Here is a 23,801-nt window from a genome sequence, read left to right as displayed (position 1 = left end):
CGGGGTCTCAGCGCTGGGGATCCGCCTGACTCGCGGCTCCAGCCTGTTCTCTCAACTGGCCAAATCGCTTTCGAATGAGCGAAAGCCGCCTCGCCTGCGACGTCTCCCCCGCCAGGTCCCGTTCCTCACCCGGATCGGACCTCAGGTCGAACAGCTGGTCGCGCTGAAACTCGGGCCAAAACCAGTATTTCCATTCACGCGATACCCAGGCCTGGGAAGCAGGAATGAAATCCCGATTCTGAATCGTGGGGTGCTCGTAAAAAAAGGCCTTCCGCCAGGCAGGACGCCCGAGGCGTTTCAAATAGAGTGGGGCAAAATCCCTGCCCTGCATGCCCGGAGCCGCGGGCAATCCCGCCGCCGCCAGCAAGGTGGGCGCCAGATCAACATTCAAGGTCAACTCCTCCCTCACCTGCCCGCGACGCCCGGGAGCCAGGCGAGGATCGCGCACAATCAAGGGCACCCGAATGCTTTCCTCAAACGGATACCATTTGTCCGCCAGCCCGTGCTCGCCATGCAAATAGCCGTTGTCAGTGGTGAAAACGACCAAAGTGCGGTTCAGCAATTCTTGTTGTTCAAGCTCTCGCAGCAGGCGCCCACAGGCCTCGTCCACTTCCGTCACCAGTCGATAATAATTCTTCATGTATTCCTGGTATCGATCCTCGGTGTCGAAACGCCATCGCCAGCGGCGGCGGCCCTCATTCGTCTCGTTCCCCAAGAAGGATGGCAGCCGGGAAAAGTGGGACTCCGTCATCGTCCGGGGCACCGGCACCCTCGCCTCCCGATAGAGCGCCATGCTCTCCGGCTGCGGCAGGAACTGCTGAGGATGGCCATCCTCCGCGTGCGCCGCAAAAAATGCCACCGTCAGCTGAAAAGGACGATCCGACGGCCGCTTCCTCAAGAACTCGAGAGCATCCCGCTCGTTCTTGCTCGTGACATGAATCCGGGATCCGTCCGCTTCTTGAATCCAATGCCTGCCCGCGTAGGACCTTCCGAAATCAAAGCGCTCGGCGGGAAAGCGTCCATTATGCCATTTGCCCACGTGACCCACCCAATATCCGGCGGCGCGCAATCGGGCGGGGAATGTCTCCTCCCAGGGAGTCTGCCAGGCGTTGAAGCCGCGGTTCCCATGCCGTGACATCCATTGGCCGGTAAACAACGTGGCGCGGCTAACCCCGCAAATCGAAGTGGTGACCGCGTTCCTCGAAAATCGCACCCCTTCCCTCGCCAACCGGTCCAAGTGCGGGGTTTTCACCACGGGATGACCGGCACATCCCAGCGTGTCGTGACGCCAGTCGTCCGCGTACAAGAGCAACACGTTGAGCGGTTCCGATTTCGCACGAAACGGCGCCGCTCCCATCCCCAAACCGCCCTGGCATGAAATCAACACCCAGGCAAGCCGGCACCACAAGTCTCGAAAAACGTTGAATCTCATCCGTCTCATTCACGGAAGCTTCTCGATTTCATGGAGCCGAATCCGCCCCGAAGCGTCGCCCGAAGCCAGCCATTTGCCGTCGGGACTGGCCGTAAGGGCAAAAATCCAGTCGTCGTGAATCTTCCACGTTCCCATGATGCGATCGCTGCCAGCCTCAATCCGGCGGAGCACGCCTTCGGATCCTCCCGTAAAAAGGGACTCGGAGCCCTTGGGCGAAGCCACCGCAAGGATGGAGCCCTCGTGGCCCCGGACAATCCGCACCATCCGTCCGATTTCAGGCTGCCACACCCGGAGCGTCCGATCCTGGCCGGCCGTGACGCAGAGGGCGCCACCCGCACGCCCCGAGTCCCCCGGATCCATCAACTCCAAGGATTGAATCGGTTCCGTGTGATAATTCAGCGATCGCACCAGCATGCCATCTTCGCTCCGCCACACCTTGAGCGAGCGATCCGCACCGGCCGATAAGATCCAGCGACCTTCCCCCAAAAAAACCGCCGAAAAAACCGGCCCCTTGTGCGCAGTCCACAGGGAACTCGAACTCAGTTTGCCTTCCGCACTCATCTTCCAAAGCCCGAGGCGTCCGTCGGCGGAAGCCGTGACCCATGAGGTTCCAGTCCCATCACACTCCGCACGATGCACCACGTCCCCGTGTTCGCCCGTTTCCGAAATCCATTCCCGTTCCGGCCAGCGAAGGACACGCACCGTTCCTTGTCGTCCCGGATCCCCGCCGGCGACAACCAGCACGCGGCCATTCGGTGCAAACCTCAAGGAACCGAATTTGGACAGGTCACATGAAACCGCCCCAACCTTCTCCAGACTCGCCGTCCTCCAAATCTCCAACTCTCGGGCGCCAGAGCTGACAAGCCTCGATCCATCCGGCGAAAAAACGAGCGCGGTCACCGCAACGCGGGACTGGGTCGGACTCGCCGCGGAACCCTCGGAATCGCACATGCTGCTCAGAAGGAACCATGCCGTCCCCAGCCAAAGGAAGGCTGCGCACCCCCTCGACCCAGCCGTCGTCTTCAAACTGATGTCGCCCTCCGCCATTCGAGTGGCCTGCTCAACTTCCGTTACAAGAGCTCCCGAATCACCGCTCCCTCGCTCAGGATCTTCATGGGACGGCCGGCCGGCGTCGTCAATTCCTTGGTGGGATCGACTCCCAGCAGCGAGAGCAGAGTGAAAGCCAGGTCGGGAGGACTCACGGGCCGATCGGAAGGCACTTCGCCGTGGGAATCCGTGGCGCCAATGACACGCCCCCCCTGCACTCCGCCTCCCGCCAGGCAAACGAAACCCGCCCGCGGCCAGTGATCGCGCCCCCCCAGCGAGTTCAGCTTCGGAGTGCGCCCAAATTCACCCATCAACACAACCAACGTGGTTTCAAGCAGTCCCCGATCCCGCAAATCCTCAATCAATGAGGCAAAAGCGCGATCCAAGGCGGGAAGTTTGCCGCTTCCAGGAAACCGGGAGTCCGGCAACTCCTTGAAAATCTGTTGATGCGTGTCCCATCCGGTGTCGACCACCGTCACAAATCGCGCCCCGGCCTCCACGATCCGCCGGGCCAGCAAACATCCGGCACCCAAATGGCCCCCGCCATAGCGCTCCCTTATGGCCGCGGGCTCTTGATTCAACAGAAAGGCGTTCTTGGCCTCAGGAGATCCCAACAACCGATAGGCTTGCTCGTAAAAGGCATCGCGATTCCGCGCCGGCGCGCCTTCCTCGACCCGGCGCGAGAACTCATCCATGCGCCGCAACAGGTCGCGCCTCCGCTCGCTCCTCGAAAAATCCACACCCTCAGGCAGCCCTAAACCATCCACTCGCGAGGGATCTCTTCCCACGCTAAAGGCCGAAAAAGCCCCCGGAAGATAACCCGCGCGCGCCGCATTGGAATCCCCCCCCACCGCGTCGCCGGGAATCGCTACGTACGGCGGCACCGCTCCGGCGAAGCCCGACTGATGGGCCACCAGGCTCCCCAGACTCGGATACTCCAGCGCCGGAGTCGGACGATGCCCGGTGAGCAAAAAACGCGTGCCGGTGTCGTGATTCCCCAGTTCGTGCGTCAGGGAGCGCAGAAGCGCCGCGTGCTTCATGACCTTGGCCGTCCGTGGCAAATGCTCGCAAATGCTCAAGCCGGGGATGGTGGTCGGAATCGCCCTGAACTGGCTGCGGACTTCAGACGGCGCATCCGGCTTCAAATCGAACATGTCCACGTGACTCGGCCCGCCATCGAGCCAGATCAAGATGCACGATTTCGCTTTCGGGACAGACCCCGGGTTCGAAAGGGCTTGGAGCCGGAGAAAGTCTGACAAGCCAAGCCCCAAAGCCCCCAGCGAGCCCAGCTTCAAAAAATCTCGCCGCGCCACGCCATCACAACGCCACGAACGGGAGCCGGAAGTTGCCCAGGTTGATTTCATGGTGCGATCATTGATTGATTCCAAATTCCCGGGAATTGAGCAATGCCCAAACCAAATCCTCAGCCGCGCTCCGCCGGTCTGAAGCGTCCCGGAGCAGCCGAACCCAAGCCCCAGCCTCCTGCTCCTCCGGGGCACGTGCCAACGCGCGTTCGTAAAGGGAATACACCCAGACGCCGGGATCCATGGACAAGGCCGACTCCACAAGGCCGGACCTTAGCTTGCCATTGATGGTGGAACCGTTGATCAAATGCAGGGCCTGCGCCAGCCCCGCCGATCCTGAAGCTCCCGTTTCGCAACTTCGCTTGCGGGCACAGCGTCCAAGCACGTCCAGCGCCGCCGACGGAACCGACGGGGAGATCAACTGAACCGCGCGGGTGCCTTCCGGGTAACCTTCAAAGGTGTCCGGCACGCCCGTGACTTGAGCCACCACATCGGCGAAAACCGGAGCGGAAAGTTCCTTCATCAAGGCATGGGAATAAAGCCGGCCGTCGGCGGCATTGTTCCCCGCCGGACGGGCGCTGAGCTGATACGTTCGGGAACTCGCGATGAAGCGGATCAAATGGCGGAGATCAAATCCGCTCTTCGTCAGTTCCCGAGCCAAGGCGTCAAGCAAGGCTGGGTGAGTCGGGGGGTTCGTAGGGCGCAGGTCGTCCACCGGCTCCACCAGGCCTCTCCCCAATAAATGTTTCCAGACCCGATTGGCCCACGAGCGGGCAAACCACGGATTATCCGCGTGCGTGATCCATCCCGCCAGCGCTTGCCGCCGGTCCTCCACGAGATTCGTGGCGTCAGGGCGAACTCCCAGTGGACTTGGGATCACCGGCTTGCCGGTCTTGGGATGATCCACCTCGCCCCGGGACGCCACCGCCACGGTTTCACCCTCACGGTTGACCCGCGCGAAAAATGCGGCGAATTGGTGGTAATCCATCTGCGTCCAGCGATCGGAGGGGTGCGCATGACAACGCGCGCAGCCGATCTGAAGGCCAAGAAACATGCGTGCGGCATGTTCGGACCAATCCCGCGCATCCACCGCAAGCGTGGCAAAGTTAGCCGGCCCGCGATCGGCCAACCGTCCTTCCGCCGTCATCAACTCCCGCACGATGGCGTCCAACGGCGCGCGGGTGGCAATCTGTTGGCGCAGCCATCGATGATAAGCTTGGGCGTGCTCGGGTTTTCCCCCCAATAAAAGCAGGTCGGCAAACTTCAGGGTCCAGAAATCCGTGAAAGCCTCCGCCCGCAGCAATCGATCCACCACCTGCCGGCGCCGCTCCGGAGAATCGGGCTGGGACAGAAACTCCCGGGTCTCATGGGGTTCTGGCAAGCGGCCGGTGACATCCAAATAGACGCGACGCAAGAATTCCCCCGGGCGGCTGAGCGGTGACGCCGCCAACCCCATACGATGCAACTCCGCACCGATATGCTCGTCAATCTCGTTCCATACGGGAAAATCGCGGGCGCCACCCCTCCTTTCGGAAAAAGGATAGGAAACACGCGCGGCGGCGACCTCACCCCCATACCGCACCATGATGCTCGTCAGCCCACGTCCGCGAGCGGTCACCACACCGTGTCTTGAAACTTCCGCAAGCCCGTCGTCATTCGAGTTGAACAGCGCCAGAGTCGTCACATCTCTGCGCGAAAGGTCGGACATCACCGCCGTGACCTTCATCGCCTGATTGGAACGAGTGTTCGAGAACTCGATTTCGCGAGGTTCAACCTCGATGGAACGTACGAAGAACTCCGGATTCCCGAGCGGCGCGCCCAACGCGATCCAATCCCGAAGGACAGCATACCCGTCGGACTGCCTCGGCAATTTGCGTCCTCCCTCGTGCTCGATCTGGCCTGAAGGCTTGGCCAGCACGAGGCTGGACTCCGGTCGCCGCACGTCGATTCGTCGTCCGGCCCATTCTCGGGTGATGCGGGCATAGTCCTCCTCGGGATCGTACCCCAAAAGGCTCAATTTGAATCCACCCTGCCCCGTCGCCGCACCGTGGCAGGCTCCGGCATTGCAACCCGCCTTCGTCAGGATCGGAAGAATATCCGCTCGAAATGATCTCACCTGCCCCCCCGCGTCCGCCCATCCGAATGTGGCGGTGCAAGCCAGCAACCCCAAAAGCACTCCCTGGCCGCTCACCGCTCTCATGGCTTCCGCTCAGGCGCTCGCTGCAGTTGCTCCAAGAATTCCCGCCCAACTTTTCGGGAATACTCATTTCCGTAACGGTCGCCGAAATGCAGGACCCGAGTCCACCCGTCGATCGCCTGCTTTTTCAGATCTTCGCTGTCCTTGATGTAAGCCTTGATCTCGACCAGAAGGGCATCGACGGCCGCCGCTTCTTGCGTGGGTCGAATGTAATTGCGTAGCATCCCCTGGAGTTTGGCGTCGGTCGGAACCGCTCCCGGGAAATTCTCCTTGGGCTTTTCCTGGCTTCCCGCCATCACGGCACCCGGCGCGCGGCCCGCTCCGCTTCGAGCCATGGACTTCTCCGTCAATTGTTCCACGGTCGGCGGAGCTTTGTCTCCGGCGACGGCGGCCAGCGCGGCCAGAATTTTCGGCGCGTCCGCGATACCGGGCTGGACCAGCGCGAAATTGGCGGCAACACGGTCTTCTTTCCCGGCCAGCACCGTCATCAGGCATTCCTTGTTCAATCCATAATTTCCGGGTCCCTCTCCTCCGTCCAGGGACAAACCCACTTTGCCCTGCAACTTGAGGGAACTCGCCGCGGCTTTGACACGTCGCTCGCCATCCACGCGATCTGCGGCCAGGAACACAATCTCCGTTTTCAATAACGAACGCCTCTCCACCCCGTACTGATCGATCACCCTCAACAACGGCACCATGGACCGCTCAATGCCATGCACAAATACCCAAGCGGTGGGTGCCCCTTTGTTTTCCATCACCGGATCCCGCTCGCGGCCCGTGTTCTCGCCCAGGACTTCCACCACTTTGAAGGGGGTTGTCTTCTCCCCAATCTGCGGTCCGGAATACACCGCATCCGCAGCCATCGCGTCGGCCCTGGTCCCCAGACATCCGAACCCAAGCAGCAAGGCCAGCCATGGCCGGTGGCATCGCGTTGCGCGAACCCGGCGGCCTCGGGATCGCGATTCCGATTTCAGGAAGGAAAACACTTTCATCATGGAAACATACCCCGGGCTGAGGCCGAAACAAGACCGGATTCCAAACATCACCAGCACGAATATCCCTCTTGGCCCGGATATTTCATACTGAGCTTGAATCCGCGACAGTGCGCCGCGTGAGGCACGCGGCCTACCATCGCGACGACCTCTGTGTTTGCAGGCCCGGGGTTCTCACCGGGCGTTCCGTGCATGAAATATCCGGGCTACCATCCTTGCAAAAATCTTGAAGCCTGGAACAATCCCGTTTGTTCTCCGCGCAGCTTTGTCCTAAAGAATCGCCCTTCCAGCGCTCAATGCTCCAGATCCAACCAACCCATGAAGCGGCGGCCCGGATCGCCATCCGTCCCGTCCGGTGGCGCTTTCCCCTGCCCCTCCCGTCCCGAAACCGGTCCTTCGCGCCTTGCCTTGGCCCGCTGTTTCCCCATCCCGGCCGGTTCCAGTCGGGAGAATCCTCGAATCCAACCTTCAGGGCTCGGACATCCTGCCACGCCTGAGCCGTTTCCCCTCCATCCAGCCTCCTTCCGAGATTCCGCCCACAGCCATTGCACCGCACGCGAGTCAACCCAAGGTCATTGTCGGCATCGCGGATCTCGCAGCCACAAACAAACCCGGTCCGGTCTTGAGCACGTATTCCCTCGGCTCCTGCATCGGCGTGTCCGCTTACGATCCCCAATCCCGGGTGGGCGGTTTGGTGCACATGATGCTTCCAGATTCCTCCATCGAACCCCGCAAAGCCGCCTCACAACCCGCGATGTTCATCGACACGGGCATTCCCGCTTTGTTGCGGGCCGTTGAAGCATTGGGCGCGAATCGGCAACACTTGGTGATCTGCGCGGCGGGTGGAGCCCAAGTGCTCGATTCCGGGGGCTTCTTCAATATCGGACGGCGCAATTATGAGAACTTGATGTCGATTCTCAAGCACCACGACCTGCGTCTCCACGCCGAGCAAATCGGAGGACTCGTCAGCCGGTCCATGTTCCTCCACACCGAATCCGGAGGAGTTCGCCTCAAAATATCGGGCCAAATGAACGATATGATCTTATGCAAGAGCTTGACGAATACATAAACAAAGTCAAAACGCTCCCGCCCGCCCCCAAGATCCTGCCCCAACTTCTCCTTCTCCTCGGCGACCCCGACGTCGATAGCAGCCGCATCGTCGAGCTCATTGCCTACGACCAGGCTCTGACCGCCAACGTCCTCCAGCTCTGCAACAGCGCCTTTTTTGCCCAGGCCACCCCGGCTACGGACATTCAAGAAGCCGTCACCCGTCTCGGCTTCCGCCAGATTTACCAAATGGTCGCCGCCGTCAGCGGCGCTCGCGCCCTGGCTCCACCCCAAAAAGGATACGGGATCGAGCCGGGCGAACTGTGGAAACACTCCGTCACCGCCGCCGTCGCTGCCCGTCTGATCGCCCACGACCAGGGCGAAGACGAAAGCTTGGTGTTCACCGCCGCCCTCATGCACGACATCGGCAAAATCGTGCTCTCCGAAGCCCTGGAGCATGTCTATGCCAAATTGGTCCAACAAACCGAGGACTCCCAGCAATCCATGCTCGAAGCCGAAAAGAAGCTTCTCGGAGTGCAACACGCCGAAATCGGCGGACGACTGCTCGCGCGCTGGAACTTCCCGCCCAACCTCGTCGCCGCCATCTGGCATCACCACCACCCCGCCGAAGCCAAACCCCACGCTCAACGCGCCTCCTACGTCTATATCGGCAACATGATCGCCTATTTCCTCGGCCATGGATACGGGCACCAGGCCTTCGCGCTCCGGGGACGCGCCGAAGCCATGGAAATCCTGGGCCTCACCGCCGAGAGCCTGCCTCAGTACATGATCAAGACGGTCGACGGTTACGAATCCGTCCAAGCCTTGTTCAAAGTCAAAACTTGAAACAGGGGCTCCCTATCACGTTTACGTGGCTCGCCTTCGCCGCCGCTCTCTGCCAGGCACAGTCCCCTTCTGATTCCACGGAATGGAGTCTCATTTCCTCCTTCTTTCAGCCCCCGTCCCCGCTCGAATCCTCCTTCGGCAGCTACCGTTCACCCTTGCTCTTCCCGGATGGCACCAAGGCCGATTCCCCCGCGCTTTGGAAAAAACGACGCGAACAAATCCACGCGGCATGGACGAGCCTGATGGGGCCCTGGCCTCCGTTGCTCGATAATCCCCGGCTCGAGGTAATCTCCCCTTCGAACCGTCTCGGGATCCTCCAGAGCCGCGTCCGCGTTCCCTTTTCGCAAGGACTCCAGGGCGAGGGTTGGTATTGCTTGCCGCCGGGGCCGGGACCCTTCCCCGCTGCGCTGGTGGTTTATTACGAACCTGAAACGAGCGTGGGACTGGGGAAAGAACCGCTGCGGGATTACGGACTCCAACTCGCCCGGCGCGGCATCGCCTCCCTCTCCATCGGCACGCCCGGTGGAAACGCATGGAAACCCTCCCTGGATGGGGCCACCTGCCAACCCCTGTCGTTCCAAGCTCTCGTCGCCGCCAATGCCTGGCAAGCGATGGCCGCTCGCCCGGAAATCGATCCCCAACGCATTGGAGTCGTCGGCCATTCCTACGGAGGGAAATGGGCCATGTTCGCCGCCGCCTTGTGGGACCGTTTTGCCTGCGTCGCGGTCAGTGACCCCGGCATCGTCTTCGATGAATCGCGTCCCAATGTGAATTACTGGGAACCATGGTACCTTGGTTTGGATCCTCAAGAACCAAGGCCCGCCCGGGGCGTGCCGAGTCCAGACAACCCTCGAACCGGAGCTTACAAAAACATGGTCGCCCGCGGCATGGATTTGCAGGAGATTCACGCCCTCATCGCCCCTCGTCCATTCTGGGTCTCGGGCGGCTCCGAGGATCCCGTGGAACGATGGCAGGCCCTGAACCATCTGCGATCGATCAACCACCTCCTGGGTCACACGAATCGGGTGGCGCTCACAACACGGCCCGGCCACTCGCCAACCCGGGAGTCCCATGAGCAGATGCTCGATTTCTTCACCTGGGCCCTCAAGGCTGATTCCACGATCCCTAAGAAGCAGCCGTAGTCCCGCTCGCCTCATCGGCAACCGAAAACGTTGACTCGGCACCGCGAGCCGATTCAACTCCGGACTCCATATGCCGACGCTTTCTCCCCGGTGCTATCTCGCCGAAGAAAATCACTCCATCTTCCAAATCACCTCCCGCGCCGAGGGCCCCCAAGGCCGGCTGCCCCTCACCGAAGCCATGCTGCGGGAACGTCCAAGCGGGGATCTGTTCGGGTGGACCCAAAATGCCGGGATGGGCTGGAATCCAAGCCATCTCGGGCGGCCTGAGTTTCTCATCCTCAGCACGCAAGGCGGTTTGCGAGCCGAGGATGGCACGCCCATCGCCTTGGGATTCCACACCGGTCATTGGGAAATCGGATTGCTCGTGCGGGCCGCCGCCGAAGCGTTCCGCAATACAGGCGCCATACCCTTTGCCGCCGCCTGTTCCGATCCCTGCGACGGACGCACCCAGGGCACCGTGGGCATGTTCGACAGCTTGCCCTACCGCAACGACGCCGCGATCGTGTTCCGTCGCTTGATCCGCTCCCTTCCCACTCGATCAGGCGTGCTCGGAGTTGCCACCTGCGACAAAGGACTCCCCGCCATGATGATGGCCCTGGCGGCAACCCACGACTTGCCCACCGTGCTCGTGCCCGGCGGCGTCACGCTTCCCCCCCGCAGCGGTGATGACGCCGGAGCCGTCCAAACCATCGGCGCCCGATTCACGCACGGCTTGCTTTCGCTTGAGGAGGCCTCGGATCTGGGCTGCCGCGCCTGCGCCACCCCCGGAGGAGGCTGCCAATTCCTCGGCACGGCCGCGACCTCTCAAGTCGTCGGCGAAGCCCTCGGACTCGCCCTTCCCCACTCCGCTCTCGCGCCCTCCGGACAGCCGGTGTGGAACGAGATGGCCTCTCAATCCGCTCGTGCCCTGGTCCAACTTTTCCAGTCAAAGCGAACCACTCGAGAAGTCTTGAGCCCGGCTTCGATTCGCAACGCCATGGTCGTGCATGCCGCGTTCGGCGGTTCCACCAATCTGCTCCTGCATATCCCCGCCATCGCCCATGCCGCCGGATTGAAACGCCCCACCGTCGAGGATTGGATCGAAATCAACCGCAAGGTTCCACGGCTGGTCAGCGTGCTTCCCAACGGCCCCGTCCCCCATCCCACCATCCGCGTTTTCCTGGCCGGCGGTGTTCCCGAAGTCATGCTGCACTTGCGTGACCTGGGAGTACTCGACACTCAAGTGCTCACCGTCACCGGCGCGACCTTGGACGAAAACCTCGACGCCTGGAAGAATTCCGCAAGACGGCTGCGCTTTCGCGAACTCTTGAAGGAACTCGATGGAGTGAATCCCGACGATGTGATCTTCGCCCCAACCCAAGCCAAAGCTCGTGGCCTCGCCAGCACGGTGACCTTCCCAAAAGGAAATCTGGCGCCCGAAGGCTCCGTGATCAAAAGCACCTCCATCGATCCCTCCGTCCTCGATTCCGACGGGGTGTACCGCAAAGAAGGACCGGCAAAAGTCTACTACAGCGAGCGCGACGCCATGTCCGCCATCAAGTCGGGACAAATCCAGGCCGGAGACATCTTGGTGCTCGCAGGTTGCGGACCGATGGGAACCGGCATGGAGGAAACCTACCAACTCACTTCCGCCCTCAAACACCTGCCCTTCGGGAAACACGTTGCTCTGGTGACCGACGCCCGATTCTCCGGTGTGTCCACCGGGGCCTGCATCGGACACGTCGGCCCCGAAGCGCTCGCCGGAGGGCCTCTCGGCAAAGTGAGGCCGGGTGATTGGTTGCGAATCGAAATCGATCCCCAACAACTCAAAGGCACCGTCGACTTTATCGGCAGCGCCGAGCAGCGACTCGATCCCGAAACCGCCGCCCAAGCTTTGGCGGCGCGTTCCCCAGACAAAAAACTAAGCCCGCATCCGGCGCTGCCTCCGGAAACGAAACTCTGGGCCGCCTTGCAACAGGCCGGGGGGGGCACCTGGGGCGGCTGCGTCTATGACGTGGACGCCATCCTGGCCAGGGTTAGTCCTCCTGGAAAAGATTGTTGAGGAAGAAGAAAACCAACCCGACGAAAATCATGCCAAATCCAATCACCGCAACCGCGGTGGAGGTCGTCAGCATTCCAATCAGCAAGGCCACAATGCCGTAAAAGGCCAGCCCAAAATGGACCGCTTCCAGCGTGGAGCGGCCTTCATGAAAAGGAGGATGCATGAGCGGCTATTCTCCATTGTCGCCAATGGCCTCGACAGGACATCCTGCCATGGCCTCTTTGCACTGCTCTTCTTCTTCCGGTGTCGTGGGCTGCTTAAAGACAAAGCTGTGACCGCCATCGTCGTTTCGGGTGAAATTGGACGGAGCCGTCTCTCGACAAAGGTCGCAGTCGATGCACTGGTTATCGACGTAAAACTTTCCGGTAATGTTGGTTGGATACTTGTTTGCGATGTCAGCCATAAAAAGTGTCTTCGTTGGAAGGAATCATTTTGCTCGATCCCTCGAAAGATCAAGTCCCCATTTTTCGGAAGACGGACCATCCTTCGACCCTGCGAGTCCGGTCGATGGCTCCATCCTTTGACCCAAGCGACCCGACGAAAGGACCTATCCGCCGACTGCCCCCCCCCAGGGAACGCCAGTCTCAACGTCCTGAGACCTGAACCGTTTCCACCGCAATTTTCCAAGCGCCAAATTCCGCCCCGAGCTCTAAAATTCCGAAGGTCGCGAATCCGTAGTCGCACCCCAGGCCATATACACTGTCCGGGGCCACGTTGAACGTCCAAACGCTTCCTTCGGGAATCCGGCGCTCCTGTCCTCCCTCCAATTTTCCCGCCAGTGCCGCCGGAGGCGCCGCCTGCGCGGAAGGGGAATGAGCCTCCTGCCAATGGCGGAACAATCCCTGGCTGGCGACCAACCGCCTCATCAAGGGATTCGAAATTCCGGAATGTTGGTGCCCCCGGATAATGGCCCGAACGCGGGCTTTGGATCCACCCGCTTGAGCCAGCCAGTAGCGCGTGGACGGATGCCCGTAAACAAACGCGCGATCGGGATTGTGCGCGAACGAGGGTTCATCGCTGAAGACCGTGAAATCATTCCACATGAATCCCAGCACCGCCGGAGTCGTCGGCGCCGTCGGAACAAAATTTTTGAGAAATCGCGCCGCCTCCTCCCCCGAAGGCGCGTCACCCGACAACCAGTTCGGATGTTTCTTCAGAAAATCGGCCTGCCGCAACTCTCCCAACAATTCGAAAGCAATGTCCCCCGGCGAAGCCAGCAAGGCCGCCGGCGCATATCCCGGCTCCATGCCACCATGGCAAAGCTGGACAAAGTCTTGCCCCAACCCAAGGTAAATGACGACGGGCAAAAAATCGTAGGCCCGCAGAATGCGCGCCGCATCGAATTCGCGCCCGTATTTCCCCCGGCCCTCGGCAAGAAATCCGTAGCGGGCAACGAGATTCAAATCCTCGTGATTTCCCCGCACAAAATACACCTGGTCCGGATTCGCCAGTTTCAGCCGCATCAGCGTGTACAAAACCTCCACCCCATAAAGTCCGCGATCCGTGTAATCCCCGAGAAACACCATCCGACACTCCGGCCGCCTCAGTTTGAACCCCTCCAGCCATTGCCTCTCGTTCAATCGCTTGAGAACGGCGACCAGCGAGTGAATGTCCCCATGCAGATCCCCTTGCAGAAAAACCTGGCTCCCCGCGGGAAGCACCAGCTTCTGGGCGAACGGCTCGAAAGGAACTTCGGGATTCATAAACCATCCGCGGCCGGTGTTGAAGAAAGTCTCCTGCTTCGGAACCCGCCCCACCCAATTGGTCTTCCCGGCCAAAGGCCCGTTCGTCGAGATCGCCAAGAATTGGTCGAGGGCACTGGACAACGCCTGGAACTCTTTCAACGGAAGCAGCGCTTTGGGAGGGAGCCTTCCTCCCAACACCCGATTCGCCGGCAATTTTCCGCACGCGTCGGTCCACTGCTGGAAAGTCGGCTCGGCTTGAGCCGGCAGCAGACACACCACGCCGGCCAGAACCAACACCGCGAAAGCCATGCTCACCCTAAAGGGAAGCCTGAACGAGCGCACACGGAGCAGCCAGGCGGCGAAGATCGGACTCGAAATCATGCAGGGAGTCTCATGGAATTCAACATTCTGGCAAGGACAGAACCCGCTTCAAAACAAGCCTCGGTGAACCCGCCAGTGGCCGGAGCGCACCGTTCACGCCACAGCAACCGGCACGGCGACAGTCGGCTTGGAACGGACAACGGAGAAGACCTCGCGCTTGACCGCTCGATCGAGAGAAGAATCTCCCGACCATTTGCGCTTGCACCGAACACGTCGCATCAGCCCCTTCAAGCGATCCCTTTCCTGAATTCACGCCACCTCGGCGCCGGGCACGGAGTTGAGTCTCAACGATTCGATCTGAGTTCTTCGGACACTCCAATACCCGCAATCCGTTGACTTGTTTTCTCATCGTGCCCGGCTTACAACGCCCTCATGAATCGCCGACACTTTATCCATACCTCGGGCGCTGCCGCCGCCGCCGCCCTCGCCACCAACTCCAGCTTCGCCGCCGCCGTCGGCGAGCGCAAACGGGTCGGACTCATCGGCACCGGCTGGTACGGCAAATGCGATCTCTTCCGCCTCATCCAAATCGCCCCGGTCGACGTCGTCTCCCTTTGCGACGTCGATTCCAAAATGTTGGAGGACGCCGCCACTCAAGTCGCCAGCCGCCAACTCTCCAAAAAACGCCCGCGCACCTACAAAGATTATCGCGAGATGCTGCGCGAAAAAGATCTCGATATCGTCATCATCGCCACTCCCGATCACTGGCACGCCCTGCCCATGATCGAAGCGTGCAAAGCCGGCGCGGATATCTACTGCCAAAAACCCATCGGCGTGGACGTGGCCGAGTGCCTAACGATGCTAAAAGCCGCGCACAAACACCGACGCGTCGTCCAAATCGGCACCCAGCGCCGCAGCACGCCCCACCTCATCGAAGCCCGCAATCGCGTCATCAAGGAAGGACTGCTCGGACGCGTCGCCCACGCCGAGGTCTGTTGCTATTACCACATGCGAAATCGGGACACGCTCTCCTCCGCCCCCGACACCCAGCCTCCCGCCCACCTGGACTACGAAATGTGGACCGGTCCCGCCCCCATGCGCCCCTACAACAAAATCGTCCATCCTCGCGGGTGGCGAGCCTTCATGGAATACAGCAACGGCATCGTGGGAGACATGTGCGTCCACATGCTTGACATGGTGCGTTGGATGCTCGACCTGGGCTGGCCAACGACCGTGAGCTCCACCGGCGGCATTCTTCAAGACAAAGCAGCCCGGGCGAATATCTCGGACACCCAATCGGCCCTCTTCGATTTCGGTCACATGCACGTGGCCTGGACGCACCGCTCCTGGGGTGAAGCACCCGATCCCAAATATCCCTGGGCTGCTTTCATCTACGGCGACAAGGGCGTGCTGAAAGCGAGCGTGGGCGGCTACGAGTTCATCCCCCACGGAAAAAAAGAAGCCACCCTCAAAGGCGAACCGCTCTTCGAATACGAAAAATACCCCGAGGATCGCACTGAAGTGGATCTCGAACGACACGTCGCCTCCGCCATCCGAGTCCATATGAAGGATCTTCTGGAAAATATCGGCACCCGTGGAAAGCCCGTCGCCGATATCGAGCAAGGCTGTATCTCCAGTGTCGCCTGCGTGCTCGCCAACCTTTCCGCTCAATTGGGCCGTTCGTTGAAATGGGATCCGGTGAAAGGCGAAGTCGTCGGCGACCGCGAGGCCAACAAACTCCTCCGCCGTCCTTACCGGGCGCCCTGGGTCCACCCAGCCCTGGCGAAGGTTTAACCTTCCGCACCGAGCCCCACGCTCTCCTCCCCTCGCCTGTGAGCTCCAGGCCATCACACCCTCGGCCTCCTTCCCTCCAGGCAACGCGGCCCAGGCGATGGATCGAATGCGCGCTGTTGATCTTGGGGGTCTGCCTCGGTAACGCGGCGGAGTTGATCCCCGCCAAGACCGTCGTTTTGACGTTCGACGGCGCCTCGAAATCGCACCGAACTTTCGTCGCACCCCTGCTCAAGGAACTCGGATTCGGAGCCACCTTCTTCGTCACGCGGCGCTGGATGGACGCCACCAACCACACCATGACATGGGAAGAAGTGGCGGAATTACACCAGATGGGATTCGAAATCGGCAACCAGAGTTGGTCCCACGAGGATTTCTCCACTCCGCGCGGCGCCTCGAGACTGGCCGGACAAACCTCTCTGGTGGATCGCCAACTCCTCCTCACACAGGCCAAAGTTCCAAGACCCACCAGCTTCGCCTATAGCGCCAATGCTTTTGGACCGGAAGCCGTCGAGCGATTGAACGAACTCGGTTATCGACTGGGGCGGCGCGGAAAAATGCCCGAATCGCGCCCCAACTCCCCTGGGATCGGGCCCGCATTCAATCCCCTGCAGCATCATCCGCTGCTCATTCCCGCGACCGCCGAAGCCGCCCCATTTTGGAACCTCGAATACCTCAAGAGGGTGTTGGACCTCGCCATCCCTGGGAAAGCCGTGGTGCTGCAATTCCATGGCGTGCCCGAGGCTCAGCGCCCAGACCTCAGCACCGCGCCGGACCAGTTCCGGGATTACCTCCAGTTTCTGAAACAGCACGGCTTCCGCGTCATCGCCTTGCGCGACCTTGATCGATACATCGACCGGGACCGCTTGCCCAAAGATCCCACCCTCAGCCTCCGTTATCCGGAAGGGTCAGCCGATTCCTTGCCGTTGCCTTTCGAAATCGAATCTTCCCGGGCTCAAGCGCCCTTCTGGCTTCGCAACATGATCGTTCACCATCGCTATCGCTGGGAGGAGGCCGCACAGGTGTTGGGCTGGTCCGTTGAGAAAACGAAAGCCAGCGCCGCCCGTTTGGAAATCCCAGCCGGAACCGGCTCCCGCGTCACAACCGGCCTGGTTCAAGTCCTTCCTTATCCCGGCGGACGCCACCCACGCACGGGCTTCCTCGATGGCGCGATCGATCCCCAACGCGGCACGAAACTCTCCTTGTTTCCTCCCTGGGAGAACAGCGGCTACATGGTGCTGGACTTGCCCGAAGCCATTTTCAGCAACCTCGGATTGACCTACCTGGCTCATACCCACATCCCCACGATTTGGGACCATCAGCACCGGGTGATCCCCAACGTGGATTGGCAGGTGCTCGAGGGAGGCGAGCTGCGATCGGAGTGGAAACTGCCTAATGGCATTACGTTCGGGGCTCAAGCGATCCCCACTCGGGACGGAGCCGATTTCACCCTCTGGTTGGAAAATGGCACGCCCGCGAGGTTGACGGCGCTGCGGACCCAAATCTGCCTCATGCTCAAGGGCGCTCCGGGATTCGAGGAGCAAACGGCGGAGCGCAAAGAGTTCGCCGCCCCCCTGGCCGTCGTGAAATCCGCCCAAGCCAACCGCTATGCATTGCTGGCCTTCGAACGTTGCGGACGCGCTTGGGGCAATCCTCCCTGCCCCTGCATTCATTCCGACCCGGTCCTTCCTGAGGCCCTCCCCGGACAGCGAGTCTCCGTGCGTGGACGGCTCAGGTTTTACGAGGGAGACCAGCTCGCCGAGGCCAAAGCCCGGATCTTGGATGGGTTGCCCTGACAACCCGCATGCCTTCCCGAAGAACTCTTGCCCCGCCCAACCCGCGCTGCGACAACTCGATGATGACTATCCTCGAATCGAGCGGGACCGACGCGGACTAGCCGGGCTCTTCTGTGCCCTCTGCCTCCTTCGCGTCCTTTGCGTGAGGAATTTCTTCTGCCTCGCGCAAAGGTCGCAGAATGCGCAGAGGACGAACCGCGCCGCCTGCCAAAGTTGCAATCGTTCGTTCGCGCGCCAATCCAACCGCCTCGAACGCGCCATGGCCGCTTGCAGTCACACCCTGATGCGGCGTAAACGCCGCGCTCCGCCTCCCGGACCGCGCCGTTCACAGCCCCTTCATCCTCGCGGCCATAAAAACGCTCAACTCGCTCAACTTGTCCGTGTTGATCCAGTCCACCCCGGCCTCCCATAAGACCTTCCACACCGAGGGCTGGTCTGGAAGCCCCCAGAAACGGAGCAATCGACCCTGGGCGTGAACCCGGTCCACAAGTTCCCGAAGTTTGCGCGCCTCGGCCTCCTCCATTGCGCCCTCCCCGCGCCACTTGAACAAACTGGGCCAACTCTGGCTGATCCATGGCATCAAGCTTGGCGGCCAGGCCCCCTCCAGATCGGCCACCCGCCCATCCACCGCGGCATAACGGACCGGTTCCCGGCTCATGGTTTGGATCGGGCGGTTGCCGGAAATGATGGCCGTCACGGCCCGCGTGTTTACGGCCGTTCCCTCGAATCGAGTGAGAAGGTCGTCATAGCGCTTCAAGACTTCGCGCAAGGCGGCGTAGGTGGACTCCGCCTCCGTCTTGATGTCGATGAGGAGCGAGAGCGACCGTTTCTCGGAATAAACCCATCCCCGCCCGGCCTGGACTCGCTGCCGCAAAGGCTCCAAATACAAACTCTGTAACGTCCGCCCTTCCCGAATTTCCGCCCGCTCATGCGCCACCATCAATTGGCCATCCACCAGGAAAATGTCCGCCTCCACACTGCAAAACCCCTGATCCAACGCATCCCGCAAAGGTCGCGGATGTTCATAATCGTTGTGCGCGTGGGCTCGTGGCAATGGGATGACGGTCCCGTTGTGCTTCTCCGCACCGAAGGCAACACTGCAGGCGAGTAAAACCGTGCCCATCAGGCAGGCAAGTGCCCGGGAACCGTCGAGGGATTCGCAGCTCGACGGCAACCTTCCAACCCGGATGGCCCACCCAAGGCAGGCGGATTTCCGCAACCCATTCCTCATCAGCCCGGACCCAGGAAGCTGTCTTGCATTCATACCGTGACCCAACCATGATTCACCAGAGCTGAGGAACCAAGAAACAAGTGGGCTTTCCCATTCCCGGCTTGCCTCGTTTGTCCTAGCGTCTATGTTCGACCGCAATCACCCGATCATGCCTACGAACACATTCCAATTACGTGGAGGAGCTGAACATCGGAGGGTTCAACGAAAGGGTTTTACGCTCATCGAACTTCTCGTGGTCATTGCCATTATCGCCATCCTGGCCGGCATGCTCCTGCCCGCGCTCGGGAAAGCGAAGGACCGCGCCCTGCTCGCCAATGACCTCAACAATATCCGGCAAATCGTGATCGCCTCTCACGTGTTCGCGGGCGACAACAGCGACTATATTCCCTACGCAAGCTGGGGGGATTGCGATGTGCGAGACTCCTGGTGCACGGCCAAGGGAATCGTCAGCGGAAGCGGTCGCAACGACGAGGCGATTTGGACCAACCAAGTCGCGAATTTCAGGAAAAGCCAGCTTGGGAATTACATCGGCAACGAGCGTGTGCTGACGTGCCCGCGCGATTTCGCCGAACGTGGCACGGGCAAGGGCGCCGCCGACTACCGGCGCCGGAATATCAAGATCACCAGTTACCTCTGGAACGGCGCTTCCATTGACTACAAAACTGCGACCAAGGAAACCGCGTTCTCCCTCTTCACGCTTGGCTCGATGAGGCCCACCGGGATGCTCGTCTGGGAGGGACCCGCGGAAATGTCGGACTTCCTTTTCAACGATGTGGGCAGCTCACCCCATGAAGGCATTTCCCAACGCCATGCCAATGCCCGCAAGGCCCGTGATCAACTGCAGGACGTGAACGGCATCGCCACGTTCGGCGATCTTTCCGGACGGGCCTACACCATGAACATGAAGAAGTGGTTCTCGAAAAGCCTGGCCGGCACCGGGATCTGGCCCAATGCCCCGAATTATGATGGGCCAAATGATGCCTGGTACAGCCTGGCCAATCCCAAAGGCGGCTGGTAACTCCCCTCCCGCTACGAAATATCCCTTCCCGCATCCCCCTTCATCATCGCCGCAATCCCGCCGGGTCGATCCCAGTGCTGCCGGATCCTTTCCGGCGTCCAACCCCTCGCACGCAACGTCCGCAGACTCAAGGCCGCGTGTCGTTTGGCCAGCCGCAATCCCTTCTCATCCGTCATGAGCGGAACATGCGCGAAGCGAGGCACCGCGTGCCCCAGGGCTCGATAAAGCAGAATCTGACGGGCGGTGGACTCGAGCAAATCACACCCCCGCACCACCTCGGTCACGGCCATCTCCGCGTCGTCCACCACGACCGCCAACTGATAGCTTGGCACGTCATCGGGACGCCACACGACGAAATCTCCGAAGTCCTTCCCGCACACCCAGCGTTGTCGTCCTTGAATTCCATCCTCGAACTCCAGGGCAAGTCCTTCGGGCACGCGAAATCGCCAGGCCATCGGTGTTCCTCGCCCCAGGCCGGATGATTCCAGGGTCCGATTCCGGCACGTCCCGGGATAAATCGGTTCCTGGTCACCCGCGTGAGGAGCGCTCAGCGCCCGCAAAACGTCCTGACGCGAGCAAAGACAGGGGTAAAGATGACCGCCCTCGCCGAGGACCTCCAACGCGGCCCGGTAAAAGGCTGCCCGCTCACTTTGATGATAAGATCCGCAAGCTCCACCCACATCGGGTCCTTCGTCCCAGCGCAACCCAAACCAGCGCAGATCCTCGATCATCCCCGCGGAAAACTCAGGACGGCTGCGGACGGGGTCCAGATCCTCATCCCGCAGGATCAACCGGCCTCCAGCTTGAACCGCTCGTTCCTGGGCGATCCAGAACGTTCGCGCGTGCCCAAGATGCATCCATCCGGTCGGAGAAGGCGCCAGTCGTCCGCGATACATCCTGCCTGAACGGAAGCTAAAAGACTTCGTTCGGATGCTGCGCCAGCCACTCCGAAATACCCGGCAAAGGAAAAGAGAGGAGCCGTTGAAGCTTGGAACAATGCATCGAGGTGTCCGCCGGCCGCGGCGGACCCTGGTATTCGGCCAAAAGGCCCGGCTGGATTTTCGGCTGAAGTTGAGGCCAGCGCGCCGCGATCAATTCTCCGAGCCGCCATCGGGAAACCTTCTCGGTTCCGGCCAGATGGTAAATCCCCGGCACGAACCGTTCCACCAACTCCCAAAGCGCCCGGGCCGTGACCACCGCCGGAATGGGATTGCGAAACTCATCGGTGAAAAGGGTCAGCGACCGGCCAGCCATCCAGGCGCGGCGCATGTCCTCATTGAATCCGCGATTGGCCGCGGGCGAAGTGCCGCCATTGATCGAGGTGCGCACGACACAGTGCTTCGCGTTGGACAGCACCACCGCCTCGGCTTCCGCTTTGGTCTCGCCATAGACACTCAGGGGATTCGTCCGCGCATGCTCCGAGTAACCTCCCTGCCTGCCATCAAACACAAGGTCGGTGGACATGAAGATGAAGGGAATATCGCTCGCGAGCCGGCTGAGATGCCGCGTGACTTCGACGTTTTGCAAGCGCGCCCGGGCTGGATTCTCCTGGCATTCCACACCCCGGCTCAGCGCCGCGCAATGAAGGATGAACCGGGGCGCTTCTTGCCGAAAAAGCCTCTCGACGGCGCCGAAGTCAGTCAGATCGGCATCGGCGCGAGCCAATCCCCGGACCCTCCAGCCCGGAGCCTTTTCGCCCGCGGTCTGCACCAAATAATTCCCAATCAGTCCCCGCGCGCCCGTCACCCACACCAATGGTTTGTCCTGGTCCATGCTTCTTTAGAGATGAGCCGCCGCATCAAGATACCGCTGGGTCAAACCGCCGTAGGCGTCAACCCGGCGGTCTCTCAGGAAAGGCCAGTGCGTCCGTGTCACATCGACTTTGGACAGGTCCACCGGCACCACCAAGGCCTCCGTCTGACCCACCGCAGCCTTCGCCAGAATCTGACCGGATGTCCCCGCGACAAAGCTTTGCCCCCAAAACTCCAGGCCGTCACCCCCCACCGGAGTTTCCAACCCGAAGCGATTGACGGCCGCCACGTAGCATCCGTTGGCTACCGCGTGACCTCGTTGAATCGTTTCCCAGGCTCCATGCTGATTCACGCCATACTCCCGCTTTTCCGAGGGATGCCAGCCGATGGCGGTGGGATAAAAAAGAATCTCCGCGCCGGACAAGGCGGTCAGCCGTGCCGCCTCCGGATACCACTGGTCCCAGCACACCAGAACTCCAAGGCGTCCCATCGCCGTTTTCCAGGCGCGAAAGCCAAGATCGCCTGGCGTAAAATAAAACTTTTCGTAGAACAAAGGATCATCCGGAATATGCATCTTCCGATACAGGCCAAGCAACGACCCGTCGGCGTCAATCACCACGGCCGTATTATGGTAGAGCCCCGAGGCACGCTTTTCAAAGAGCGAGGCAATCACCACCACACGATGCCTGCGGGCGAATTTTTGAAATCGCTCCGTTGTCGGACCCGGAATCGATTCCGCCAGGGCGAAATTCCGGTGATCTTCACTCTGGCAAAAATAGAGAGAACGGAACAGCTCCTGCGTGCAAAGAATCTTCGCACCCGCTTTGACGGCATCCGCCGCCAGTTGAAAGGTTCGGCGCAGGTTCTCCCCGGGATCCGCCGTACAGGCGTGTTGCAAAAGGCCCAGGCGTACGCTGCTGGAGGATTCCTTGCGGGAAGGACGCGGCATGAGAATCGGGAGTTCGCTCAGGAGAGCTTTTGGGTCACTCGCACCGTATGCTCCATCGCCTCGGTTCCGCGTGGAGCCGGAGCCAATGCCGGAGGATCGGCATGGCCATAAAGCCGGCGAATGAAGCGCCCGAGTGTTTCGTTGGTCGGCCCATAACCCTTGTGATAAATGTAATGCTCAAGCTCATAGAGCATTTCATCCGCCACCGCATAGCGCTGGTCCAAATTCCGAACCAGCGCCTTTTGGAGGATTTCGTTCAACCGGTCGTCGATTCGCGAATCCAAGGCCCGGAAGTCCGGGATCGGCTGCCGCAGAATGCGCTGCCGCGACTCCTCCGGGGAAGGCGCCTTGAAAATATTGTACCCCAGCAGGAGATGCGCGAGCACCACACCGGCGGAGAACAAATCCGACCGCCGGTCGGTAATTTGAAAATCGGCCTGCTCGGGGCTCATGTAATCGGCCTTCCCTGCAACCACTTCGCCTTCCTGGTCCTGCAAAAATCCCCGGGCCTTGGCAATGCCGAAATCCGTCAGTTTCACGTCCCCTTCGAAGGCAATCATGATGTTTTTGAAACTCACATCGCGATGCACAATCCCCAACGGGTTGCCGTTCTTGTCCGTCTTGATATGCGCGTAGGCCAGTCCCCTTGCCACCCGGCTCACGATGAACACCGCCAGTTCGACGGGTAATCGCTCCTGCTTCTCCGTCAACCGCTGGGTGAATTGTTCCAGATTCACCCCGCGAATGAGTTCCATGGCGATGAAGTAGATCCCCCGGGATTCGCCCAGGTGATAGGTCTGGACAATGTTGGTGTGAATAAGATCCGCCACCAACTTGGCTTCACCGATGAAATTCTCGATGAACATCATCTGGGACGCATAGCTTTGCCGCACCACTTTGATCGCCACGCGTTTCACGAAGTCCCGCGTTCCATGCTGCTCGGCTTCGTAAACGATGCCCATGCCCCCTTCGAAAATCTTGCGCACGATTTCGTAGCGAAAATCGGCCTGAATCGTAAACAGGGAAGCCATCGCTCCGATGTTGGTGGGAATGAACAACATGTCAAGCACGCGACGCATTCCTCCAGCAATTCCCCTTGAGGGAGCGCGGCTGTGTTGGAGACCAGCCGCAGCGCGCGGACAGGTCGGAACCCTCCAGATTTTTCAATGTGCCGCGGCGGGTCGAAGGACGACCCCGGCGCGCTCCCGGGC

At 60.8% G+C, this 23,801-nt stretch carries 20 protein-coding genes; 7 read left to right on the top strand and 13 right to left on the bottom strand.

Features of this window, described 5'->3' with window-relative positions:
* Positions 1-7: 7 nt before the first annotated feature.
* The 5 genes from FJ404_06680 to FJ404_06660 all read right to left on the bottom strand — a co-directional run bounded on the left by FJ404_06680 (position 8) and on the right by FJ404_06660 (position 6,975).
* The gene (locus FJ404_06680; GenBank protein MBM3822555.1) at positions 8-1,357 is read right to left on the bottom strand and encodes an acetylglucosamine-6-sulfatase; all 1,350 of its coding nucleotides are present in this window, start codon (positions 1,355-1,357) and stop codon (positions 8-10) included.
* 84 nt (positions 1,358-1,441) lie between these two features.
* Positions 1,442-2,479, bottom strand: a complete 1,038-nt coding sequence (locus tag FJ404_06675; protein ID MBM3822554.1) for a hypothetical protein — start codon at positions 2,477-2,479, stop codon at positions 1,442-1,444.
* A gap of 23 nt (positions 2,480-2,502) precedes the next feature.
* A complete protein-coding gene (locus FJ404_06670) occupies positions 2,503-3,843 on the bottom strand; it encodes a DUF1501 domain-containing protein (protein MBM3822553.1) in 1,341 nt (446 codons plus the stop codon).
* A 7-nt stretch (positions 3,844-3,850) separates the two neighbouring features.
* Positions 3,851-5,983 carry a DUF1553 domain-containing protein gene (locus FJ404_06665; protein ID MBM3822552.1) on the bottom strand — a complete coding sequence of 711 codons (2,133 nt, stop codon included), beginning with the start codon at positions 5,981-5,983 and terminating at the stop codon, positions 3,851-3,853.
* On the bottom strand, positions 5,980-6,975 hold the full coding sequence (locus tag FJ404_06660; protein MBM3822551.1) for a hypothetical protein: 996 nt from the start codon (positions 6,973-6,975) through the stop codon (positions 5,980-5,982). The genes FJ404_06665 and FJ404_06660 overlap by 4 nt, the downstream gene beginning before the upstream one ends.
* 400 nt (positions 6,976-7,375) lie before the next feature.
* On the opposite strand from FJ404_06660, the gene FJ404_06655 reads away from it, so the two are divergent.
* From FJ404_06655 to FJ404_06640, 4 genes are all read left to right on the top strand, one after another.
* On the top strand, positions 7,376-8,041 hold the full coding sequence (locus FJ404_06655) for a chemotaxis protein CheD (protein ID MBM3822550.1): 666 nt from the start codon (positions 7,376-7,378) through the stop codon (positions 8,039-8,041).
* Positions 8,017-8,865 carry an HDOD domain-containing protein gene (locus tag FJ404_06650; protein MBM3822549.1) on the top strand — a complete coding sequence of 283 codons (849 nt, stop codon included), beginning with the start codon at positions 8,017-8,019 and terminating at the stop codon, positions 8,863-8,865. Before FJ404_06655 ends, FJ404_06650 begins: the two co-directional genes overlap by 25 nt.
* Positions 8,862-10,007, top strand: coding sequence for a sialidase (locus FJ404_06645; GenBank protein ID MBM3822548.1), 1,146 nt, complete (start codon positions 8,862-8,864; stop codon positions 10,005-10,007). Before FJ404_06650 ends, FJ404_06645 begins: the two co-directional genes overlap by 4 nt.
* Before the next feature lie 70 nt (positions 10,008-10,077).
* Positions 10,078-12,048 carry a YjhG/YagF family D-xylonate dehydratase gene (locus tag FJ404_06640; GenBank protein MBM3822547.1) on the top strand — a complete coding sequence of 657 codons (1,971 nt, stop codon included), beginning with the start codon at positions 10,078-10,080 and terminating at the stop codon, positions 12,046-12,048.
* Here FJ404_06640 and FJ404_06635 read toward each other — a convergent pair.
* The 3 genes from FJ404_06635 to FJ404_06625 all read right to left on the bottom strand — a co-directional run bounded on the left by FJ404_06635 (position 12,023) and on the right by FJ404_06625 (position 14,114).
* On the bottom strand, positions 12,023-12,211 hold the full coding sequence (locus tag FJ404_06635) for a hypothetical protein (GenBank protein ID MBM3822546.1): 189 nt from the start codon (positions 12,209-12,211) through the stop codon (positions 12,023-12,025). The two genes, FJ404_06640 and FJ404_06635, sit on opposite strands and share 26 nt — an antisense overlap.
* Before the next feature lie 6 nt (positions 12,212-12,217).
* Positions 12,218-12,451, bottom strand: a complete 234-nt coding sequence (locus tag FJ404_06630) for a ferredoxin (protein ID MBM3822545.1) — start codon at positions 12,449-12,451, stop codon at positions 12,218-12,220.
* Positions 12,452-12,632: 181 nt separating this feature from the next.
* Positions 12,633-14,114, bottom strand: coding sequence for a serine/threonine protein phosphatase (locus FJ404_06625; protein MBM3822544.1), 1,482 nt, complete (start codon positions 14,112-14,114; stop codon positions 12,633-12,635).
* Between the two features lie 372 nt (positions 14,115-14,486).
* On the opposite strand from FJ404_06625, the gene FJ404_06620 reads away from it, so the two are divergent.
* Both FJ404_06620 and FJ404_06615 read left to right on the top strand, forming a co-directional pair.
* Positions 14,487-15,848 (top strand): Gfo/Idh/MocA family oxidoreductase, encoded by a 1,362-nt coding sequence (locus FJ404_06620; GenBank protein ID MBM3822543.1) that lies wholly within the window; start codon positions 14,487-14,489, stop codon positions 15,846-15,848.
* Positions 15,743-17,641: a hypothetical protein gene (locus FJ404_06615; GenBank protein ID MBM3822542.1), complete on the top strand. Its 1,899-nt coding sequence runs from the start codon at positions 15,743-15,745 to the stop codon at positions 17,639-17,641. Before FJ404_06620 ends, FJ404_06615 begins: the two co-directional genes overlap by 106 nt.
* Before the next feature lie 325 nt (positions 17,642-17,966).
* On the opposite strand, the gene FJ404_06610 is transcribed toward FJ404_06615, so the two are convergent.
* The gene (locus tag FJ404_06610) at positions 17,967-18,764 is read right to left on the bottom strand and encodes a hypothetical protein (protein MBM3822541.1); all 798 of its coding nucleotides are present in this window, start codon (positions 18,762-18,764) and stop codon (positions 17,967-17,969) included.
* A 256-nt stretch (positions 18,765-19,020) separates the two neighbouring features.
* On the opposite strand from FJ404_06610, the gene FJ404_06605 reads away from it, so the two are divergent.
* The gene (locus FJ404_06605; protein MBM3822540.1) at positions 19,021-19,890 is read left to right on the top strand and encodes a type II secretion system protein; all 870 of its coding nucleotides are present in this window, start codon (positions 19,021-19,023) and stop codon (positions 19,888-19,890) included.
* An 11-nt stretch (positions 19,891-19,901) separates the two neighbouring features.
* On the opposite strand, the gene FJ404_06600 is transcribed toward FJ404_06605, so the two are convergent.
* Genes FJ404_06600 through FJ404_06585 form a run of 4 tightly spaced genes read right to left on the bottom strand, consistent with a single transcriptional unit; the run spans position 19,902 to position 23,621 of the window.
* Positions 19,902-20,786 carry a tRNA glutamyl-Q(34) synthetase GluQRS gene (locus FJ404_06600; GenBank protein ID MBM3822539.1) on the bottom strand — a complete coding sequence of 295 codons (885 nt, stop codon included), beginning with the start codon at positions 20,784-20,786 and terminating at the stop codon, positions 19,902-19,904.
* Between the two features lie 16 nt (positions 20,787-20,802).
* Entirely contained in the window at positions 20,803-21,663 is an 861-nt protein-coding gene (locus FJ404_06595) for an SDR family oxidoreductase (protein MBM3822538.1), read from the bottom strand.
* A gap of 6 nt (positions 21,664-21,669) precedes the next feature.
* Complete coding sequence (locus FJ404_06590) at positions 21,670-22,590, bottom strand: carbon-nitrogen hydrolase (protein ID MBM3822537.1); 921 nt, start codon at positions 22,588-22,590, stop codon at positions 21,670-21,672.
* Between the two features lie 17 nt (positions 22,591-22,607).
* On the bottom strand, positions 22,608-23,621 hold the full coding sequence (locus tag FJ404_06585) for a serine/threonine protein kinase (GenBank protein MBM3822536.1): 1,014 nt from the start codon (positions 23,619-23,621) through the stop codon (positions 22,608-22,610).
* Between the last annotated feature and the right edge of the window lie 180 nt (positions 23,622-23,801).

Source organism: Verrucomicrobiota bacterium, assembly GCA_016871495.1.
Classification (GTDB): domain Bacteria; phylum Verrucomicrobiota; class Verrucomicrobiia; order Limisphaerales; family VHDF01; genus VHDF01.
Note: the sequence above shows the minus strand (reverse complement) of the source record. Positions and strands in the feature narration are given on the sequence as shown.